Origin of the sequence: Ohtaekwangia kribbensis (genome assembly GCF_042676245.1) — a bacterium.
In the GTDB taxonomy this organism is placed as follows: domain Bacteria; phylum Bacteroidota; class Bacteroidia; order Cytophagales; family Cyclobacteriaceae; genus Ohtaekwangia; species Ohtaekwangia kribbensis.
On record NZ_JBHTKA010000001.1, the window covers coordinates 43,855 to 61,620 of the forward strand.

General features: G+C 43.1%; 25 protein-coding genes and 1 pseudogene. 4 read left to right on the plus strand and 22 right to left on the minus strand.

Going from position 1 to position 17,766, the window contains the following annotated elements; genetic code table 11:
- Window positions 1-55 precede the first annotated feature (55 nt).
- The 22 genes from ACFQ21_RS00210 to ACFQ21_RS00315 all read right to left on the minus strand — a co-directional run bounded on the left by ACFQ21_RS00210 (window position 56) and on the right by ACFQ21_RS00315 (window position 12,516).
- Complete coding sequence (locus tag ACFQ21_RS00210) at window positions 56-703, minus strand: hypothetical protein (protein WP_377573129.1); 648 nt, start codon at window positions 701-703, stop codon at window positions 56-58.
- A gap of 32 nt (window positions 704-735) precedes the next feature.
- A complete protein-coding gene (locus ACFQ21_RS00215) occupies window positions 736-984 on the minus strand; it encodes a hypothetical protein (RefSeq protein ID WP_377573132.1) in 249 nt (82 codons plus the stop codon).
- Between the two features lie 3 nt (window positions 985-987).
- Window positions 988-1,731, minus strand: a complete 744-nt coding sequence (locus ACFQ21_RS00220; protein ID WP_377573135.1) for a hypothetical protein — start codon at window positions 1,729-1,731, stop codon at window positions 988-990.
- A complete protein-coding gene (locus ACFQ21_RS00225) occupies window positions 1,634-2,200 on the minus strand; it encodes a hypothetical protein (RefSeq protein WP_377573138.1) in 567 nt (188 codons plus the stop codon). The genes ACFQ21_RS00220 and ACFQ21_RS00225 overlap by 98 nt, the downstream gene beginning before the upstream one ends.
- A gap of 13 nt (window positions 2,201-2,213) precedes the next feature.
- Window positions 2,214-2,816, minus strand: a complete 603-nt coding sequence (locus tag ACFQ21_RS00230) for a DUF2786 domain-containing protein (protein WP_377573140.1) — start codon at window positions 2,814-2,816, stop codon at window positions 2,214-2,216.
- Window positions 2,817-3,215 (minus strand): hypothetical protein, encoded by a 399-nt coding sequence (locus ACFQ21_RS00235; protein WP_377573143.1) that lies wholly within the window; start codon window positions 3,213-3,215, stop codon window positions 2,817-2,819.
- A gap of 8 nt (window positions 3,216-3,223) precedes the next feature.
- Window positions 3,224-3,532: a hypothetical protein gene (locus ACFQ21_RS00240; protein WP_377573146.1), complete on the minus strand. Its 309-nt coding sequence runs from the start codon at window positions 3,530-3,532 to the stop codon at window positions 3,224-3,226.
- Window positions 3,533-3,620: 88 nt separating this feature from the next.
- A complete protein-coding gene (locus ACFQ21_RS00245) occupies window positions 3,621-3,896 on the minus strand; it encodes a hypothetical protein (RefSeq protein WP_377573148.1) in 276 nt (91 codons plus the stop codon).
- Window positions 3,897-4,231: 335 nt separating this feature from the next.
- Window positions 4,232-4,381: a hypothetical protein gene (locus ACFQ21_RS00250; protein ID WP_377573151.1), complete on the minus strand. Its 150-nt coding sequence runs from the start codon at window positions 4,379-4,381 to the stop codon at window positions 4,232-4,234.
- A gap of 24 nt (window positions 4,382-4,405) precedes the next feature.
- The gene (locus tag ACFQ21_RS00255) at window positions 4,406-4,915 is read right to left on the minus strand and encodes a host-nuclease inhibitor Gam family protein (protein ID WP_377573155.1); all 510 of its coding nucleotides are present in this window, start codon (window positions 4,913-4,915) and stop codon (window positions 4,406-4,408) included.
- 20 nt (window positions 4,916-4,935) lie between these two features.
- Window positions 4,936-5,355: a hypothetical protein gene (locus ACFQ21_RS00260; RefSeq protein ID WP_377573158.1), complete on the minus strand. Its 420-nt coding sequence runs from the start codon at window positions 5,353-5,355 to the stop codon at window positions 4,936-4,938.
- 5 nt (window positions 5,356-5,360) lie between these two features.
- A complete protein-coding gene (locus ACFQ21_RS00265) occupies window positions 5,361-6,239 on the minus strand; it encodes a hypothetical protein (protein ID WP_377573160.1) in 879 nt (292 codons plus the stop codon).
- A 253-nt stretch (window positions 6,240-6,492) separates the two neighbouring features.
- Window positions 6,493-6,963, minus strand: coding sequence for an ASCH domain-containing protein (locus ACFQ21_RS00270; protein WP_377573163.1), 471 nt, complete (start codon window positions 6,961-6,963; stop codon window positions 6,493-6,495).
- Window positions 6,956-7,267 (minus strand): hypothetical protein, encoded by a 312-nt coding sequence (locus ACFQ21_RS00275; protein ID WP_377573165.1) that lies wholly within the window; start codon window positions 7,265-7,267, stop codon window positions 6,956-6,958. Before ACFQ21_RS00275 ends, ACFQ21_RS00270 begins: the two co-directional genes overlap by 8 nt.
- Before the next feature lie 30 nt (window positions 7,268-7,297).
- Complete coding sequence (locus ACFQ21_RS00280; protein WP_377573168.1) at window positions 7,298-7,720, minus strand: hypothetical protein; 423 nt, start codon at window positions 7,718-7,720, stop codon at window positions 7,298-7,300.
- Window positions 7,713-8,045, minus strand: coding sequence for a hypothetical protein (locus tag ACFQ21_RS00285; RefSeq protein WP_377573171.1), 333 nt, complete (start codon window positions 8,043-8,045; stop codon window positions 7,713-7,715). Before ACFQ21_RS00285 ends, ACFQ21_RS00280 begins: the two co-directional genes overlap by 8 nt.
- Window positions 8,038-8,235: a hypothetical protein gene (locus ACFQ21_RS00290; protein WP_377573174.1), complete on the minus strand. Its 198-nt coding sequence runs from the start codon at window positions 8,233-8,235 to the stop codon at window positions 8,038-8,040. The genes ACFQ21_RS00285 and ACFQ21_RS00290 overlap by 8 nt, the downstream gene beginning before the upstream one ends.
- Complete coding sequence (locus ACFQ21_RS00295) at window positions 8,228-8,428, minus strand: hypothetical protein (RefSeq protein WP_377573177.1); 201 nt, start codon at window positions 8,426-8,428, stop codon at window positions 8,228-8,230. The genes ACFQ21_RS00290 and ACFQ21_RS00295 overlap by 8 nt, the downstream gene beginning before the upstream one ends.
- 102 nt (window positions 8,429-8,530) lie before the next feature.
- Window positions 8,531-9,499, minus strand: a complete 969-nt coding sequence (locus tag ACFQ21_RS00300) for an AAA family ATPase (protein WP_377573180.1) — start codon at window positions 9,497-9,499, stop codon at window positions 8,531-8,533.
- Window positions 9,500-9,522: 23 nt separating this feature from the next.
- Complete coding sequence (locus tag ACFQ21_RS00305; RefSeq protein WP_377573183.1) at window positions 9,523-11,784, minus strand: hypothetical protein; 2,262 nt, start codon at window positions 11,782-11,784, stop codon at window positions 9,523-9,525.
- Window positions 11,785-11,795: 11 nt separating this feature from the next.
- Window positions 11,796-12,266 (minus strand): hypothetical protein, encoded by a 471-nt coding sequence (locus ACFQ21_RS00310; protein WP_377573186.1) that lies wholly within the window; start codon window positions 12,264-12,266, stop codon window positions 11,796-11,798.
- Entirely contained in the window at window positions 12,259-12,516 is a 258-nt protein-coding gene (locus tag ACFQ21_RS00315) for a hypothetical protein (protein ID WP_377573189.1), read from the minus strand. The genes ACFQ21_RS00310 and ACFQ21_RS00315 overlap by 8 nt, the downstream gene beginning before the upstream one ends.
- Before the next feature lie 85 nt (window positions 12,517-12,601).
- On the opposite strand from ACFQ21_RS00315, the gene ACFQ21_RS00320 reads away from it, so the two are divergent.
- The 4 genes and pseudogenes from ACFQ21_RS00320 to ACFQ21_RS00335 all read left to right on the plus strand — a co-directional run bounded on the left by ACFQ21_RS00320 (window position 12,602) and on the right by ACFQ21_RS00335 (window position 17,753).
- Window positions 12,602-13,591, plus strand: a complete 990-nt coding sequence (locus ACFQ21_RS00320) for an XRE family transcriptional regulator (protein WP_377573192.1) — start codon at window positions 12,602-12,604, stop codon at window positions 13,589-13,591.
- Window positions 13,592-13,774: 183 nt separating this feature from the next.
- Window positions 13,775-14,371 (plus strand): annotated as a pseudogene (locus tag ACFQ21_RS00325) (fumarylacetoacetate hydrolase family protein); the annotation flags it as partial.
- Between the two features lie 8 nt (window positions 14,372-14,379).
- Window positions 14,380-15,966: an aldehyde dehydrogenase (NADP(+)) gene (locus ACFQ21_RS00330; RefSeq protein ID WP_377573195.1), complete on the plus strand. Its 1,587-nt coding sequence runs from the start codon at window positions 14,380-14,382 to the stop codon at window positions 15,964-15,966.
- Window positions 15,967-16,040: 74 nt separating this feature from the next.
- Complete coding sequence (locus ACFQ21_RS00335; RefSeq protein ID WP_377573198.1) at window positions 16,041-17,753, plus strand: IlvD/Edd family dehydratase; 1,713 nt, start codon at window positions 16,041-16,043, stop codon at window positions 17,751-17,753.
- Window positions 17,754-17,766 lie beyond the last annotated feature (13 nt).

Sequence of the window (17,766 nt, forward strand, 5' to 3'; positions counted from 1 at the left end):
TTCACTTGTTCCTTCTACAAGTTTAGATGATACTCTACTCATATAACCCTTTGTTTTAATCGTTGCTGCTAAATGAGGAACCAGAATCCGAAGAGCTTGAATCCGAACTACTCCAGCTATCAGAACTTCCACCACCACCAAAGTGACCGCCACTTCCTGAATCATGGTGATGATGTGAATGATGATCGTTAGAACTATGATGATGCCCTATATAGCTGTCATCATTGCTAACGGGAAGTATACTATCGAAAATCCTTGACGGATCAGTCGTGTGATCATCATTGCTATACTTTCTTTTCTTCTCTTCTTCAGGGTTCCAACGTCCGCGAGATCCTGAAGACGGGAACATACAATTAGTACACGGACCAGTGTCTCGCATATTCCTGTGCCCGCACCGAACGCATGTATATACTGGCATAGCTTGCCCTTCACGTTCCATTGCTTCCCTCAACTTTACTTGAAACTTAGAAGGCTTCCCGAATGTCTGTGCAGGTTGCTCATGTTCTTCCTTCTTTGCCTTATTTATAGCCAGGATAACCACTACAACAATTGCAACTATAGCCAAACCTGCGCTTATCCATATAGGAGCAAGTACCCACACCCACGACCAGTCTATAACGTGAGTGAGTTTTAAAGCAATAAACAGTATAGCCAGTGCAGTGTAAAAGCCTATTTTAATTCCGGATGATGATGATTTACTCATAAAGGTGTAAAATGGTTAAGGTGATGTGTATTTTATTTTCTTCGTTTTCTCCACGACTCGGAGTTACTATATACAAAAGGGTTCTTTCGTTGTGGTGGTGACCTGTCCAGCGACTTTTTAATACTATCAATAATGGGAGTAAGTATATATGGAGGTTCACCATTTATATCACCAATAACAAGTATTCTTTTAAATTCCTTTTCCTGCAATTGTTCAGTAGCAGCACGCATTTTCTCGATAGCCTTACTTAATTTATCTTGAATTTTTATATTAAACTCCATACCCTATATATCTTTTAGCTTCTTAACAGGTTTAGTATTCTTTAAATCAATCTCCTGCTCAACTTGCTTCAGTACTGTGCCGGTTAGCGGGTCTCGCACTTCTCGGTATGTATTGCCCTTGCCTTGCACATGCTTACGATGTTCGCGCTCCATACCTATAGATTGCATTCTGTCTTTATACTTATGCAACCAGTCCAGGATAACAGCTCCATCGATGCGGTTATATACTATACCATACTCACCGCCTTTAGCTTTATGTAGCGCAAGTGCAACATCTTCAATCGTGAGTCCCGCGAACTGGTTTAGAATCAGGTAAGCTGTTTCGAAAACCTGGTTCTTTGTCATTCGCTCCGAGGTGTGATAGAATTCAGCTACTTCAATAATCAACAACTGAAGGGTATCTATTAGCTCTTCTTCGTTTTGTCTCCGAAGCTCTGCTATCATTGGCAGATATACCGTTTTAGAGAGTTTCACTTCGAGTTGTTCTATTTCTTCCTTCACGATTTTGATGTGTGCTTTAGCGTCTTTCTTTGTCATTCCATCCGGACCTTCCTCAAGTTCCTTCAGCCATGATTGCTTACTGGCTAAATCTGTACTCACATTATACCACGCTTCGCGTGCATCCAGGATCTTAGGGATAGTTAGCCCGCTAAGCTTCTGTAGCGCTAGTGCTGTATTGCTTGTTTTTAATGCTAGACTTAAGGTTGTTGAGCGAATCTTTTGCGGCAGTTTTTGCATCTTTTCCATTGGCGATCATTGGTAAAATTTCAGCGATATTGTTGTAGATGTCGGGGAGTTGAATCCGTTTCTTATGGTAATCATTGAGGCGATCCCAATGCGTGAACATGAATCGTATACCGTTCAACACAGCTTCAGCATCATGCGGCTTTCCCGCATCGCGTTGCCATCGCTGCATAAACTCGATAATCTTGCGCATAGCATCGCTTGTTTTCTTTGCTTTGCGCGGATCTTTCATATCCAGGTAACTATTCTGAGTCTTCATAAAGTCCCTGTAAAGGCCCATAGCGGGGTTATAAATACTGTTGTCTTGCTGCTGCTCCGGCCCCTCAACACGTGCCTTTCGAGTGCCGTTAGAATTAGCTTTAACCACATCAGCAAGTATCGCCACAAGTATATCCGGATCGTTCACAGCCATTGGCCGAAACTTGTACCGGTTCAGTAGTTCTACTTTTTGTTCGTAGCTTATTCTTCCCATTGTAAAGTTTTGTTTATTGTGTTAGTAAAAGTGAACCTATTAGCTGTTTGTTATACTGACCTCCTTTGACGCTGATCATTCGTAGCCGATCAGCAGCCTCTTTATCTGACATCTTTTCGTCAACGGGTTTCAATTCGTCTTCACGATATAGTTTACTTGCGATTGCATACTGGCTAAAGAAGTATTTGCGTAATTCCTTCCTTCTTCTATTCCTGGTTTTTGATTTTCGACACTTGGATAGTTCAGGGGAAACAACACGTTTCCATTCAGCCTTCATGTGTCTTCGGAAATACTCGTATGCTGAATCTATAGTAATCCAATCTATATACTTTAAATCAGAGACTATACTTTTGTTCCACATTCTGCGTGAAGAGGATTCAACTGAACCGGGGACCATGATTACCATGATTCGGGTAAGTAGCTGCAACTCTAAAGCAGTCGTGTAAGTGAATATATACTCACTAACTTCCAGGCCCGACAAAACTGATTCATCCAGGCTATACTTTTCGAGTAAACGATCTAAAGCTTTCTTTGCGGCCTCTCGTTCACCTTCAGTTGCACCATTGTTAACAAGTGCATATACCTTTGAAAGTTTATCCTTAACTGATGATTCCATTTACTTCTTTGTATTGAGTTGCTTTTTATACATAGCCTTTATCTGTGTCACCACTTTGTTAAGCTCTAATAGGTTGAGTTTGTTAAGTGGCTTCTTCTTCGGATTGTTACTTCCTATACTCTTCACAAACTCGTCTATTTTATCGTAGTTCGGTTCTCCGGATATAGTCTTGAAATCATAACCCGGCATAATGCAGAGATAGTGTATAACAGCTCCGCGCGGTCGCTTGCTCCTGGTATTCCATTCTTCCTGAAGATAGTTTACTATACTTTGCTGAAGTTGTGGAGACACATGTTTTATACTCGTTACATTATACTTTCCGAGTATGTGATATTCATCAGCCTTCCAGCACAACAAAGCAAGTAGAACATGGAAACGCTGTATAGGTGTTACCGGCATAAAACTTTTTACTTTAAAGATTTATACCACTTTGTAAACCTGCTCTTCGGATACGAAATTGTTGCACCCATAGCAAGCACCGACACCACATCTTCAATTTTGCGACTATCAATATCGTTGGGGATAACGAATGTAGGGAACGACATTACTTTGTCCTCCTTAATCGCATCAGTTATCTTTTTGTTATTTACGACATTGATACTTGGGAACTTTATGTCGTATCCTTCATCGTAAAAACTATCCAAGTATATATTTATTTCGCTGTCGTATAGTTGCTGAAATACTTCTCCTACCTCTTCCTTTTTAAATCTCTTCATGGGTTTTGCTTTTTACTGAATTTAAAGCACCTGGATTTCTCCAGGTGCATAAAGTTTCCGAGTGATAGCATTTAGTTTCCGAAACGGGCTATACTGTGAATGTTCTCGGACTCCTGTCTCCGGTAGTATTGGCCGGTACAGATGTACGCATCACAGCAGGGCCACAGTCAGGGAATATTAAAAGGTTTACCGTTGTAGCTGACCAAACTCTTACCACCATTGCGGCAACAGGTTCGCGGTTTTCGATTTGGCTTTTAACGTTACTGTTCAATGGTAAATCGTGGCTTTCGCTTTCGATACTACCGGGGTTGTATTGAACGATTTGTCCAACAGCAACAGAGAAGGGAGCATTTGTTTTGTCCATATAGTTTGTGATTTAAAAAGTGATACTAAAGAAAAGCCTGTCTTTCCAGGCTGTCAGTCCTAACATGCGATTCCGAGTAATGTCAATTGCTACAGGCGGCCCGGTTTATACACCAGAGAGACCGTAATAGTTAACGAGCGGGGCACGGTCCATATATAGCAACTAGAATGAATCGATATATACTTTCTCTGTAGTATCGCATGCCTTCACAGCTCCAGACAGGGAGCTGGTCATTTTCCACCTGTCCCCTTAAATGTGTGTAAGTAAGAAGGTAGCAAGCGCTGTGTATACTATAGCGCGTATCGCTATATGTATAACAATGGTGTTATAATTCTTCATATAAACAAATGATCATCGTTTGAATCCAGATCCGGAAGGCGCGGCCCTTTTCCTTTTTTCTTCACTTCAGCAATTGCGCCAACAGTAACAACGACAACTACTATTCCTATAACTACTGAAGTGAGTATAGCTGGTATATGTTGCATAGGTCTAGGCTTTATAGTTTAGTCCTATATTTTGATCTGGAAAGACTCTTCTTTCTTCAGGTCTATATCCATACTTGCAACCTTCTTACGTTCGTCTCCGTCCGTGAAGGCTTTGCTTAGTTCTTTAATGTTGAACTTAACATCAACGAACTGCGGGAAATTCTTAACGAACTTATCCAGTACGAAATTCTTTCCAGTAACTGCGATGGTTTTCAGCGACAGAAGTATATATCCGTCCGTTAGTTCAAGTTTGTTTTTAACAAACTTCTTCTTGTGCTTTTTGCCAATCTCCTGTAGTTTGGTTTCTGACTCTTTCATACTGACCATTATAGGCGAAAGCTTCTCGTTGTACTCTTCCGTGATCGGCTTAATCTTTTCGGCTTTCTCAGCTTCTATAGCTTCTTTCTCTTTGCTGAATTCAGCGTAAGCCGTCATAAGTTGTTCAGCGAGTTTCAGATCTTTCTCGAATTCCTTCTTTTCTGCGAGTTCTTTAGCTGCTTTTTCAGGGGTGAGTGTTTTGGTTTTTGTTTGCATGGTTTATAAGTGTTTAATGGTTAAAAAGTAGTTTCAGGTGTGAGTGAGTTCACGCACTCGTCAATCAGTACGTGATTCGGGTAGAACTTTATACGTTCCGGCTTGTGATACTTCGAATAGAATTCGAACGAATCTTTTAGATCAATCCATTTCTGATCAATCACGCATATACCTATAGGTTGCCTCTCCTTTACAGTCAACACTATACCGTCCATACGCCTTTCGCAATTCTCAAGCATATTCTTATCACGTTCTGTCCATAGATCATTCCACCACTTCCAGAACTTTGAATGATTCTTCAATGCTTCAACTATGTCAGGTTGATATTCGAAACGCTTATTCAAATAAGCTATACCGTTGTCCAAACGGAGGAAGAATAGTTCTTCCTCCGTTATATTGAACATGCACTGAACGTTTTTGTCGATGGTGTTTGCGTTCATTTGTCCTACTGCTTTACTTTATCAGCTTCCTTGTTGATTATAGCATCAGCGAAGTTGTGGCCCGGCTCTACAGTCGATTTGAGAAACTCATTTATTATAGTTTCTTCTTCCTCTTCCACGTACTCGCTCTTATACTTATCGTCAATCTTCTCCTGCTGCTTCGAGTCGTAGTTAACATCGTGCGGGTTATCCCATATAACAAAGGTCTTGTTACCTCCATAGCGAGATATAATCTTCGCGCGGAAGTTGTGAACCTTCACCTTTATATCACACATATACTTTATGCGCTTTGCATTCGGGTCCCACGGATCATCCCAACACACAACCACAATTCCTTTAAGCTTAAACTTCTCGTGCATTTTCTTGAATTGCTCAACGGTAAGTTTCATATAGTCCAACGAGTCCAATACAATTACTCTACCGCTGTTTCGTGTGCATAGTCTATCGAACCATACATCAAAAATTCTCTGTGAAGGATCGGCCATTGTGAACTTTCCTCGTGTCTTAGTGTCCTGCATCATTTCGGCATAGTTGTTCCGTTGTGCAGCAGTCTTGAAGGTTTTACTTTTACCTTGCTCTACTTGATTGAGGTTTACTTTGCCGTAGTTCATAGCAAACATCTTACATAGCTTTGCTATATACTCTGTCTTACCATGTCCACTTTTACCGTGAACTATCATTCGAAATCCATCAGATATATCTCCTAAATGATCAGCCCAATCCTGTGGCAGAGCTATATCTTTAAAATTCCAGTTGAGTATGTCATTTACTCCGTAGTTCCTTACCTTCTTTGCACCGCCTTTACTTGCGGCCTTCTTCGTCTTCTTTGGCTTCGCGGTTTCTACTTCTACCGGAAGCTCTGATGTTGCTATGTTGTTTTCCATTTTAGGGTAGCGTTAAAAAAATGTAGGTTATTGTTTCTTTGCTTGAAGAAGCACTGGACACCAATCTGGAGTTACAGCACTCCCATTAAGATTTCCTAAATGTCCTCTATACTGCTTCATAGAATCCGGGTGCATGCAGTTGTGTGTATACTCTGGATCGCGACCACTTCTCCATAGTTGCGACTTGTGATACACACAATCACTGCATGACTTATATACCGATAGCGGTATAATCCTTTCGGTTGGGCCTATGTTATACATATACAACCTCCTTTACTTTAGGTACTAGAATTTTGTCCAGAGGTAAAGCACTATTCCATATACCAAGCTGTCCACGGACTTTTATGTGGTTGGAAAACTCTACAGCATTACTACATTGATAGCCGAATCTTCCATCCCGGAAATCGCCAAAGGCAAGCTCACGTTTACCTTTATAGGTATCGTTCATGCGTAGCAATTGCCGAATTACTTCAGTCTTTTGTACGGCTGTCACATCCACTTTCCCGATGATTTCACCACACACTAATCTGTTTGGATCTGGTATAGCTTCCTTAAAGAATGGATTCGTTACACATAGCTCCCAGTCTTCTTCATCGAAGGCTTTGCTAGATTGTATATATAACTCGCCTCTATGCGGAGTGCCTTTCGATCTGGTTTCCCACTCCTTTAACCCCATCACTATAAGTTGTGCCCAGGGTTGTTTAACCGTAATTACCTTAAACATTCTCCACCTCCTTTGTCGCTGAATTGATTACATTCAACATCGCTTCTCTAACGGCTGCGTGTATCGCTTCAGAATCAGGTGAAAGTCGATTAACATTTATTGTTAGATGAAGCTTACCGTCTTTGATCTCTACACTTTGTATACTTTTCAGGCTCTCACTTATGCTATTAAGCATTTCAAGGTCTTCACCCCAAAGTATAGCGCTTCTATTGCGCGTGGTTTGAATCGTTCTGATGTGTACATCGATAAACTTCTTCTGTGCCTGTACATCGTACTTGATAGGCGTTTTTACTTGTTCTTTCATGGTAGATATATAGTTAGTGTTTAAAAAATGCTAGTAACTCGCGCCCATAAAAGGTGCATTCTCTTCCTCCGGAAATGGCGTTTGAGGTTTGTTCGAATCCAGTCGGAGAAGTTCATCAGTCACGCCCTGGCATACAGTGGCGAAGGCAACAAGGTTTTCCTCTACAGCACCATATACACGCATCTGATCTTTCTTATACTCTCTGAACCACGGGTCTGTGGAGCTTTCCAACAGTTGAGCAATCGTATTTCTCCGGTGTCGGATAAACTTAATGCAGTTGGGTAAATCAGTCGGAGAAGCTACAGGCTCTTCGATAAGATCTGCACCGACAAGTAACTTTGCTATCTCATTTAGCATCTTCTTGTCCTTAGGTCTATCGAGAGTAACTTCGCCTGTTTCTGTCATAACCTCTATGACATCCAACAGATATAGGATTACTTTTTCCTTATCCATTATCAACCTCCTTTTCCGCTATAAAGTCGATCAACGCAAAAGCAGCATCCTTTTTCCGTTCCGAATGATTATTCAAATCAGCCTTACCTTTTTCAAGTTCATCCGCAAGGGTTATTACTTCTTCAGCATGTTTGAAAACATCAGAAGATTCTCTCCATAACTTCAGGGTTAGTAGGTTCTCCTGTATCTCTCTGAAGATATAGGCTGCTGAACCACTATAGCATACTTGCGCTCCTGGAGTTTCTTCAAGAATCTTTCTTGCTCCAGCTATTAAACTGATCTGCTCGTCAATCGTAGCAATCTGTTTTGATATAGGACTAGCCATTGCTCACCTCCTGAAATTTGTTGAGTGACTTTAGAATTGCGCTTACCATAGTGATTTCTTTCGCGTAAGACTGCACCATATCGGTCTCGTCCAGCTCTTCAGCCGCTATACATTCTTCGAGCAAATGATCGCGATAATCCACGATATACTTTATTTGCTCTTCAACTGTTGGCAGGTTTACATTATCCATTGACTGCCTCCTTTCCGCTCATATACTTGCGTTGTAGCTCGTCTACTTCTTTCTCCAGGCGATCAACGTCTTCGTTAATCTCTTTACCATCTATAGCGTTCTGTTGACGCTTAGAGTCAGCACGTAATACACCGAGCTTCGCCTGTACTGCTGCGATGTTGTGCTCCAGTTTTTTTAGTTCTTCGTAGGTCATGGTATATATATTAGTTTATGGTAGGGTAGAAATTGAGGGACGTTTCCGGGTCAATGATTAAACTTCAAAACTCACTCCCTTACGTGCTCGTCCCTTTTACTTTTATGCTGCCTTCTTCAGCGTTACATGACAGTGCAGCTCTATAAGATCAAGCACGTTGCGTTTACCTGTGCTAGCGTCTGCTTCGCGCAATACGCGCTCAATCATAGCAGTGAGTTGAGCTGTATTGCGACACTTGTCGAACATAGCCCGAACGTGAGTTTTACTTGTGATGCCATACTGTTGACATATATCCTTAGCATCATCTATAGATAGATTCCATAGTGGCGTGAAACCACCTTCCCGAATTCTCCGGAGTACTTGAGGAAAGCAGCCTTTCATTCTGTCGGCCTTCTTTTCCATTTGCTTTTCAAAGTCATTCGCACCAATGAATACTATACCGGTATATCCTTTCAGATCATCCATTACACGCTTCAAAGATTCCCACGCGCGGTCTTTCAGGTTCTCGGCTTCGTCAATGATCAGCAATGCATCGGTTTCATTCTTCAGCTTTTGAATAACGTTTTTACGCACATCATATATAGCACCTGAAACCTTTATACCTATAGAGTGTGCAAGCTCCATAAAGAAACTCTTTGCCGTAAGGTCTCCATCACATCGCACGTAATAGCAGTTGCGTGGATTTTCGCGCATATATTCCGCTGCCGTGTAAGATTTACCTTCACCGGTAGGGCCGTCAATTGCGTGAGGCAATTTTGTTTCGCGTGCCTCTTTGAAAGTGTTCATACACGCGAAGTAATTATCGGTATTGTGGTGTTTGCGATAGCTCTTACGTATGGCATAGTTTATAGCCTTCGCTATACGGTAGAAATACTTGTCATCGATGGGTGTCTGCTTCTGTCCGGTGGTAAGTTTACCCTTTAGCATATCATTGAGATATGCCACAGAGAAACCATTGCCTCCGTTTGTGCGCTTCACAAGTTCAGTGAAAGCATCTTGTGAAAGTTGGTTCTCGGTCATGTAGATGCGAGCCGCTTCTACGATTTGGTGTTTGGTGTTCTTGTCAATCATGGTAGGTATTTTATTGGGTTTTGTTAAATAAGTCCGTTACGTTTTGCCTGCTCTCTAACCAGCGCTCTGCGTTCATCATCTAATCCTTTCTTCTCCTTCTTACTCGCGGGCACCGCTATATCTTTCGAGCGTATGAGTCTGTCCTGGTAATAGTCTGTTGATTGAGCAGCGTAAGAGGTAGCGAGTGCATCTTCGAATAATTCCTCCGGAGATATTTCTTTCATTCCGGCAATTACTTCCTGTGCATCCTGCAAACTCATGTTGCTGATGTCTATACCGAGTTGTGAAGCTTCAAACTCCAGCATTTTGCGGCTAACGGATTGAACACGCTCAACAAATTGCTTTCTGTCGTTGGTCATCTTACCGAGTTGCTTCAGATCTTCGGGTGTCTGCTCTGCTTTAGCACGAGCAACACGTTTAGTTTTTCCGAGTGTAGCTATATACTGATCGTTCTCTCCGAACACATCTATAGTGTTCATATCGGTTTCGTCAAAGTATACTTTCACGCGATAGCCTTTCTCCATCATGTGTACATACTGATCGTACTCAGGGAATGCGTAGTGGTATTCTCTGCGATTTACCTCGAACGATATACGGGCATTGCGTACAGCGATCATTGTGCTCTGATTGAGCAGCATTGATATAGATTCGCGCGGTATAGCCGGAGCCTTAGGATTTATATTCTCTATACACTTCTCCCAACGCGATTTCGTGCGACCGTACTTGTCATGATTATATATATTGATCAGCTCGATGATCTGCTTTACACTCTCTGCATAGCCTTCTACATAATTACCATTGCGATAATCTGGATTCGGTTTCCTGTTTTTATCTATACTGGTAATGTTCGTCCCTTTCCAGCCTGGAAAGTTTTGTGCAAGCCTGTTCAACTCCTGAAGGAGGCGCTCCACAAAGCGAGATTTGGGGTTAGACGCCTTTCCTTGAGGGTCGTTCGGGATGGGCCGCGAAATTTTCTGACAGGTCTTTGAAAAGATCTGTGTAGTATCTTCTGCTAAGTTTCCGCTAAATCTGTCGCTCTCGATCTCGATATAGCTTCTGCCTTCGAACATGTTCAGATGATTTCTATACATGTTCCTTACCATTAATCCGTCTTCAACAAAACCAACATCAAAGCCGGTTATCGCCTCGCTCATATAGTCGAACACAGCAACTACAGTGAGCATTAATTGTTTGCCTTCTATCTTCGAATTGAAGTCAACCTGGAAGCCGTCATAACCTCCTTTGCTGAAACTATATTCGTACTCCTTACCATATACATGCGGAGCCATTTTGTCGAACTCTGCCCAACCGTGACGCTCACGTTTTGTATAGAGGTTTACTTCGTTCGAGGTGAGAAAATCTTTTATAGCGGATATTTCTACTTCAGGTTTACGGCCTGCTTTCTTGCATTCGAATTGATACCTGCGGTATATATTTTCGAAATCGAATTTGTTCGCCTTACCTGGATTCATGAACAGATATACCAGTGTGCGGGCATTCCATTCGCTGAAGTCAATGCGGCCTGAAGGAAGTAGAATACGCTCCGCTTCATTATCATTCAGTCGGCCTAATACACGTCTGTGATTATTGCCGAAGTTTTCATGTATAAGAGTACCGAGAGCTGCTTCGTTAGCCTGCCTTTCAGCCTCTATTTTAGGCTCGTTAAAATATAGTTCTAACGCTTCTTTATATGCCTTCGCCCACTCAAGTTCTTTGCGCTGAAGTACAGCAAGGTTTGTTATTTTGAATCCGTATAGGTGTGCTTTCGCTGCACGGAAATTCTCAATCAGTTTATTTAATACCGCAGTGCGGAACTCTGCTTTACTATTGAAATTTATAGTGCGTGTTTCCTTCGGTGTTTTATAGGCGTTGAGTAATCTCAACCATCCAGCGGCCTGCTTTAGATCTTCAGCTTTTACCTGCGACTCTGTACGCTTCAGGAAGAAGTGATAGTCAGATATAAAGGTATATTTCGAATGAAGATCTGCGAGCTGATCACACGCATCCTGAAGCTTGTTTAATTGTACTTCGGTTGTATCTGCTTGACTCAGTTTAATGAGATCTGCACGTGACGGTAGCTTTACCTTTGTAGTTTCTGGAAGAGAATCATAGTCAATTAGAATTATTCTCTTATCTAAATCATGCTTTTTACTCTTCCATGTAGGGCGAGATAATTTGCGACTTTCAGAAACCTTTTTCTTTATATATCCTAAGCTTACACCGACAGTGCTATTGTCAAGCTCAGGAACAAAAAGCCAAATCTTATTACCTTCTAGTAATGGCATCAGGTCAGGAATCAGTAGTTAAAAAATAGTTCGTCAACTAAGGCGGCACGTTTTACCGAATCACCTTCATAGGTGTGCATCGATAATCCTTGAGCCATGATTGAGTATTTAGGATCGCAGTGCTCGCGATTTAGAACAGCGTGTCCGAGTTCGTGGAACATGAGGAATTCTATTACTTCCTCTTCGCCTTGACTTATATACCACTCGTAGGCATCGCGACTTATTTTTACTATAGATTGTTGCCCGTTCTTGAAACCTCTACCTGAAGCGCCCAGGTCATCAACAATACAGACTGTTAAATTCTCTTTAGGTATATATATACCGCGCTGTTCTGCTTCCAGGAAGAAAGCATCTACATGTTTCTGTAACCTTGCGTCAATGGTATATTCTAATGTCTGGTCGAAGTCGAAAGAGCCACAACCAGTACAGCCCGCCAACAATAAAAGAGAAAGGGTAAAGGAGGTTAAGGTGATTCTACGCATTGCCGTCAGCGGTTAACAGTTCATCAATAAACTCGCGTCTGTGCGTCAGAACCTTCGTAGCAATCCTGATGATCTCTTCGGCTGCGGTGCCTTCGTTGGCAGTCCGCTCTCCGTCAATCACCATCTGTACATATCGGCTGCTAACGGTTTTAAAGTCCTCTTTTTGTTCGTGCAGCTCTTTGTACAAATCAGAAATAAGCGTGTAGTCGCCTGTTCTGATTAATTTTTTGAGTTCATCCGAAATACTCATAATTTGTTCCGATTATTGAACAAATGTATGTGAGAAATCCTCACATTTGCAAAACGAATTGTGAAAATATTTCACAATCCATTTTATGACGATACAGGAACGTATTAAGCATATCAGGCAGGAGTCTGGTAAAACACAGGCCGATTTTGCGGCCTCAATTGGCTTAAAAAGAGATAATTACGCACAAATAGAGGTAGGCAAACAATTGCCATCTTTAGAAGCTATTGCGGCTATTGTTAGAATTTATAACAAAAGTTATTCGTGGCTGATTGACGGGAAGGAAAACGATAAAAAGGTTACCCCCGCTGAAAATGAAGGAACGGGTAACCTAAAGGGTAACCCAAAGGGTAACCCAACCGATATAGAAGCCCCTGAATCGTACACAAAAAAGGTTACCCATGATGTACACCCAACTGTACACCCAACTGTACACCCAACAAAAAATAGCGCTGGAGATAAGTACACAAAAAAGGTGTACAGTTCCGAAAAGGGTACTTTGAAGGTTGATATACAGGAACCTACTGTAGTGGACACGTCCGGCCTGTCAATAGTGCCGATTGTAGATATTTCCGCTGCTGCTGGAGACGGATATATTAACGCTGCGGAGCATATAGACGAAACAAAAGTGCTCCGTTTGCCTCAAAAAATGATAAAATCCGGGTTTCACCTGTGTATCCAGGTAAAAGGGCACAGCATGGCTCCCACGCTCCAGGATGGCGGCTATCTGGTTATCAGGTTATTGGAGCGCTCCGATTGGTTACACATTCGAAACGAATACGTGTATGTGATAGTCGATAACGAGGGTAAAACCTACGTAAAACGGCTAAAAAACCGCTTTAAGGATACCGAAGACGGAGGCTTTATTGTCTGTATGAGCGATAGCCTGGATAAGATGGCGCACCCGAACTTTAACCTGCATCCCCATGAGATACAGCACATTTGGTTCGTAGAGTGGTATTTCACTGCAAAGATGCCGAACCTCACAAATACAGCTATAAACCGTATGTCTCGCCTGGAAGATGAAATGGCCGAACTCCGGGAACTGATGACAGATATTAACAAGCGGTTAAAGTAAACCGTTAGAACGGCCCTTAACCACACCTAAAAAGTTAAAGCTGTTTTAAAGAATATGCATGATTTGAAGCCCAACCAATTCGGTGTTCACCGGCCTGAAATCCGCTAAATCCGAGCGGATTCGGGCTTTTCGCGGAAATCCGTCAGTTTAAAAAAAATGCACCCCCTGTTTTGGCCCCCTTACGAAGCGCGAATGGAAGAATCAAAAAACGCTGGCGGTGGAGATTTTTATGCACGTGTTTATGAAGCACCGCGTCCGGAATTGTTCTTCAAATCAGCACCTTACCGAGCCGTGGGCACCGGTGGAAAGGTAAGAATCCGCAAAGACTCCAAATGGAATGTACCGGAGCCCGAGCTTGTATTGTTCATTTGTTCATCCGGAACTATTGAAGGCTATACCATTGGCAATGATATGTCATCACGAGATATTGAAGGTGAGAATCCACTATATCTGCCCCAGGCGAAGTGCTACGATGGAGCGGCTGCGATCGGGCCTTGCCTATATATACCCGAGCATCCGATTGATCCGAACACGATGATTCGTATATCTATTCATCGAGCCGGTGAAGTTGTTTTCTCCGGTGAGATATCGATCAACCGCATGAAACGAAAACATACTGAACTCGCGAGTTATCTCTTTCAGGAGCTGAGCTTTCCGCATGGTGCATTACTCATGACGGGCACGGGTGTTGTTCCTCCCGATAACTTCACGTTGCGCGCAGGAGATGTCATCAAAATAATGATCGATCACATTGGTACACTTGAAAACACGGTAGCTTAAAATATACCATGGTACAAATAGAAGGAAAACAATTCATCGGGTTTGATGAGCATGCAGGAGGAACCGAAACGTTTCGCTCAACACACGCTGCTACCGGGGAACAACTCAACTATATATTTCATAAAGCAACACAAGCCGAAGTAGAACTTGCTTGCGAAAAAGCAGGCGATGCGTTCCAGGTATATCGCAAAAAATCAGGAGTTGAAAAAGCTGTCTTTCTCGAGACGATCGCGAAAGAGATTGAGACATTAGGCGATCAACTGATTGACATTTGTTGCCAGGAAACCGCCTTGCCGAAAGGCAGAATTGAAGGTGAGCGAAGTCGCACCATCAATCAGTTGCTGATGTTTGCATCTCTGCTTCGTGAAGGCTCGTGGCTGGATGCACGAATAGAACTTGCAGATCCTCTCCGTACACCGTTGCCTAAACCCGACATCCGCTATATGCATGTCGGCTTAGGACCGGTTGTTGTTTTTGGTGCAAGTAATTTTCCGCTTGCATTTTCAGTTGCCGGTGGAGACACTGCGTCTGCTCTCGCTGCCGGCTGCCCGGTAATTTTCAAAGCACATTCTGCACACCCCGCAACGGCCGAGCTGGTGGCCCGGGCCATTCGTGAAGCTGCCAGGAAAACAAAAATGCCGGACGGTGTCTTTTCGCTCTTGCATGGTGAAGGAAGTATAGTGGGGATGCAACTGGTGAAGCACAAGCTGATCAAAGCTGTCGGATTAACAGGTTCCTTTACTGCCGGTAAAGCACTCTTCGATGCCGCAGTAAAACGGGATCAACCTATACCGGTATATGCAGAGATGGGAAGTACCAATCCTGTATTTGTATTACCACAAGCAATGAAGAAGAACTACGAAGCTATAGCAAAAGGTTTTGCGGCCTCCGTTACACTTGGTATTGGACAGTTCTGTACAAACCCCGGCATGATGATGTATCAGCGTGACGGTGTATCCGACAACTTTATAGCATCTGTCAAAACAGAATTTGAAAATACTTTGGGTGGTGCCATGCTCACCGATACTATCTTCAAGTCATACACACAAGGTATATCCCGGCATAAAGCTGAGATGGACGTACTGGCACTTGGTAAAGAAGTCGAAATGAATAACAGTGCACATCCTGTACTGTTCAAAACAACTGCTGACGTTCTCGAACGTCATCCGCAACTCGCAGAGGAAATCTTTGGTCCTACAAGCACACTCATTGAGATGAAGAGTAAAGATGAAATGCTTTCTGCAGCGAGAAATCTTTCCGGTCATTTAACCGCTACGGTACAGGGTACAGAAGAAGACCTGGTCGCACATCAGGATCTGCTGGATATATTGTCTCAAAAAGTCGGAAGGATTGTAATCAACGGATTCCCTACAGGTGTAGAGGTTTGCAGCGCAATGGTGCATGGCGGGCCTTTTCCGGCTACTACAGATGGAAGAAGTACATCGGTGGGCACGGCCGCTATATTTCGCTTTACACGCGCGGTATGTCTTCAGAATATGCCGCAGGCTCTGCTGCCACCTGAACTCAGAGATGAAAATCCACTGGGTATCTGGCGACTCGTTAACGGGACACGAACAAAAGAAACAATACACTAACTATACTAACCAGGTATCATTATCATCATTATACATGACACCTGGCAAATACACTCACCTCTAAGTTGACCACTATGACCTATAGAAGTTCCGAATGGTTCGGTAAAAAAGACAAGATGGGTTTCATCTACAGAAGCTGGATGAAGAACCAGGGATTTCCCGAAGACCTCTTTGATGGCAGGCCCGTCATTGGTATCTGTAACACATGGTCTGAACTCACGCCATGTAACGCGCACCTTCGTGATATAGCGGAATATGTAAAACGCGGAGTATATGAAGCCGGTGGATTTCCGCTCGAGTTCCCGATCATGTCATTGGGAGAAACACTGCTGAAGCCTACTGCCATGTTGTTCCGGAATCTCGCGAGTATGGATGCTGAAGAATCCATTCGCGGTAATCCGCTTGATGGTGTTGTGCTGCTTACCGGTTGCGATAAGACAACGCCATCTACCATGATGGGGGCTGCCAGTGTAGATATACCTACACTGGTTGTGCCGGGCGGCCCGATGTTGAACGGCAAGCATCGCGGTAAAGATATAGGATCGGGAACGGCAGTCTGGAAATTTACCGATGAACTCAAGACAGGAAAAATGACGTATGACGAATTCTCGCATGCCGAAAGTTGTATGTCGCGCAGCCCGGGTCATTGCATGACGATGGGTACTGCATCAACGATGGCGTGCATGGTTGAATCACTGGGAATGACGCTGCCAGGTGCGGCCGCTATACCTGCCGTTGACTCCCGCAGAAAAGTACTGGCGCAGTTATCCGGAAGACGCATTGTAGAAATGGTAAAGGAAGATCTGAAGATCTCCAAGATATTAACGCGCGAAGCATTCGAAAATGCAATCAAAGTAAATGCTGCTATAGGAGGATCATCTAATTTCATCATTCACCTTACGGCTATAGCAGGAAGAATCGGGGTTGAACTCAACCTGGAAGATTTCGACAAGATCGGAAGTAAAATTCCCCTGTTACTAAACCTCATGCCTTCCGGAAAATTTCTGATGGAAGACTTCTACTATGCCGGTGGATTACCTATGATCATGAAAGAACTTCAATCGGTGCTGCACATGAACACGATGACAGTAAACGGAAAAACGCATCGTGAAAATATACACGACAAGATCGAATGCTACAACAACGAAGTGATTGCTTGCTATGATAGTCCACTGATAAAAGAAGCAGGAATCGTAGTACTCAAAGGTAATCTTGCATTGAACGGTGCCGTCATCAAACCTTCTGCTGCAACACCTTCATTGATGAAACATAAAGGACGTGCTGTTGTGTTTGAGAATATAGAAGATTACCATGCGCGCGTAGACGATCCCAACCTCGACATTGATGAGACATGTGTTATGGTATTGAAGAGTGTAGGTCCCGTTGGTTATCCGGGTATGCCTGAAGTCGGTAACATGCCTTTACCAACGAAACTTCTCGATAAAGGTGTTACGGATATGGTGCGAATTTCCGATGGCAGAATGAGTGGCACTGCCTATGGAACTGTAGTGCTACATGTATCGCCCGAATCAGCCATTGGTGGAAATTTAGCTTTGGTTGAGAATGGTGATATCATTGAGCTGGATGTAGAAGCAAGACGTATACACTTGCATGTGTCTGATGAAGTGCTCGCCAGAAGACGGCAACACTGGAAACAACCTTCCGCGATTGCAGAACGTGGCTACGTCAATCTATATGTTAACCATGTTCAACAGGCAGACAAGGGAGCTGATCTTGATTTCCTGGTGGGCAAGTCCGGGTCGAAGGTGACAAGAGATTCTCATTGATCGCCCGTCTCAA

Coding starts and splice junctions, on each gene's coding strand:
- ACFQ21_RS00215 (WP_377573132.1), bottom strand. CDS start 984: ATGGAGTTTAATATAAAAATTCAAGATAAATTAAGTAAGGCTATCGAG.
- ACFQ21_RS00255 (WP_377573155.1), bottom strand. CDS start 4,915: ATGCAAACAAAAACCAAAACACTCACCCCTGAAAAAGCAGCTAAAGAA.
- ACFQ21_RS00280 (WP_377573168.1), bottom strand. CDS start 7,720: ATGGATAAGGAAAAAGTAATCCTATATCTGTTGGATGTCATAGAGGTT.
- ACFQ21_RS00320 (WP_377573192.1), top strand. CDS start 12,602: ATGACGATACAGGAACGTATTAAGCATATCAGGCAGGAGTCTGGTAAA.
- ACFQ21_RS00225 (WP_377573138.1), bottom strand. CDS start 2,200: ATGGGAAGAATAAGCTACGAACAAAAAGTAGAACTACTGAACCGGTAC.
- ACFQ21_RS00275 (WP_377573165.1), bottom strand. CDS start 7,267: ATGAAAGAACAAGTAAAAACGCCTATCAAGTACGATGTACAGGCACAG.
- ACFQ21_RS00240 (WP_377573146.1), bottom strand. CDS start 3,532: ATGAAGAGATTTAAAAAGGAAGAGGTAGGAGAAGTATTTCAGCAACTA.
- ACFQ21_RS00335 (WP_377573198.1), top strand. CDS start 16,041: ATGACCTATAGAAGTTCCGAATGGTTCGGTAAAAAAGACAAGATGGGT.
- ACFQ21_RS00285 (WP_377573171.1), bottom strand. CDS start 8,045: ATGGCTAGTCCTATATCAAAACAGATTGCTACGATTGACGAGCAGATC.
- ACFQ21_RS00220 (WP_377573135.1), bottom strand. CDS start 1,731: ATGGAAAAGATGCAAAAACTGCCGCAAAAGATTCGCTCAACAACCTTA.
- ACFQ21_RS00230 (WP_377573140.1), bottom strand. CDS start 2,816: ATGGAATCATCAGTTAAGGATAAACTTTCAAAGGTATATGCACTTGTT.
- ACFQ21_RS00265 (WP_377573160.1), bottom strand. CDS start 6,239: ATGGAAAACAACATAGCAACATCAGAGCTTCCGGTAGAAGTAGAAACC.
- ACFQ21_RS00260 (WP_377573158.1), bottom strand. CDS start 5,355: ATGAACGCAAACACCATCGACAAAAACGTTCAGTGCATGTTCAATATA.
- ACFQ21_RS00210 (WP_377573129.1), bottom strand. CDS start 703: ATGAGTAAATCATCATCATCCGGAATTAAAATAGGCTTTTACACTGCA.
- ACFQ21_RS00245 (WP_377573148.1), bottom strand. CDS start 3,896: ATGGACAAAACAAATGCTCCCTTCTCTGTTGCTGTTGGACAAATCGTT.
- ACFQ21_RS00295 (WP_377573177.1), bottom strand. CDS start 8,428: ATGACCTACGAAGAACTAAAAAAACTGGAGCACAACATCGCAGCAGTA.
- ACFQ21_RS00235 (WP_377573143.1), bottom strand. CDS start 3,215: ATGCCGGTAACACCTATACAGCGTTTCCATGTTCTACTTGCTTTGTTG.
- ACFQ21_RS00305 (WP_377573183.1), bottom strand. CDS start 11,784: ATGCCATTACTAGAAGGTAATAAGATTTGGCTTTTTGTTCCTGAGCTT.
- ACFQ21_RS00250 (WP_377573151.1), bottom strand. CDS start 4,381: ATGCAACATATACCAGCTATACTCACTTCAGTAGTTATAGGAATAGTA.
- ACFQ21_RS00270 (WP_377573163.1), bottom strand. CDS start 6,963: ATGTTTAAGGTAATTACGGTTAAACAACCCTGGGCACAACTTATAGTG.
- ACFQ21_RS00300 (WP_377573180.1), bottom strand. CDS start 9,499: ATGATTGACAAGAACACCAAACACCAAATCGTAGAAGCGGCTCGCATC.
- ACFQ21_RS00330 (WP_377573195.1), top strand. CDS start 14,380: ATGGTACAAATAGAAGGAAAACAATTCATCGGGTTTGATGAGCATGCA.
- ACFQ21_RS00310 (WP_377573186.1), bottom strand. CDS start 12,266: ATGCGTAGAATCACCTTAACCTCCTTTACCCTTTCTCTTTTATTGTTG.
- ACFQ21_RS00315 (WP_377573189.1), bottom strand. CDS start 12,516: ATGAGTATTTCGGATGAACTCAAAAAATTAATCAGAACAGGCGACTAC.
- ACFQ21_RS00290 (WP_377573174.1), bottom strand. CDS start 8,235: ATGGATAATGTAAACCTGCCAACAGTTGAAGAGCAAATAAAGTATATC.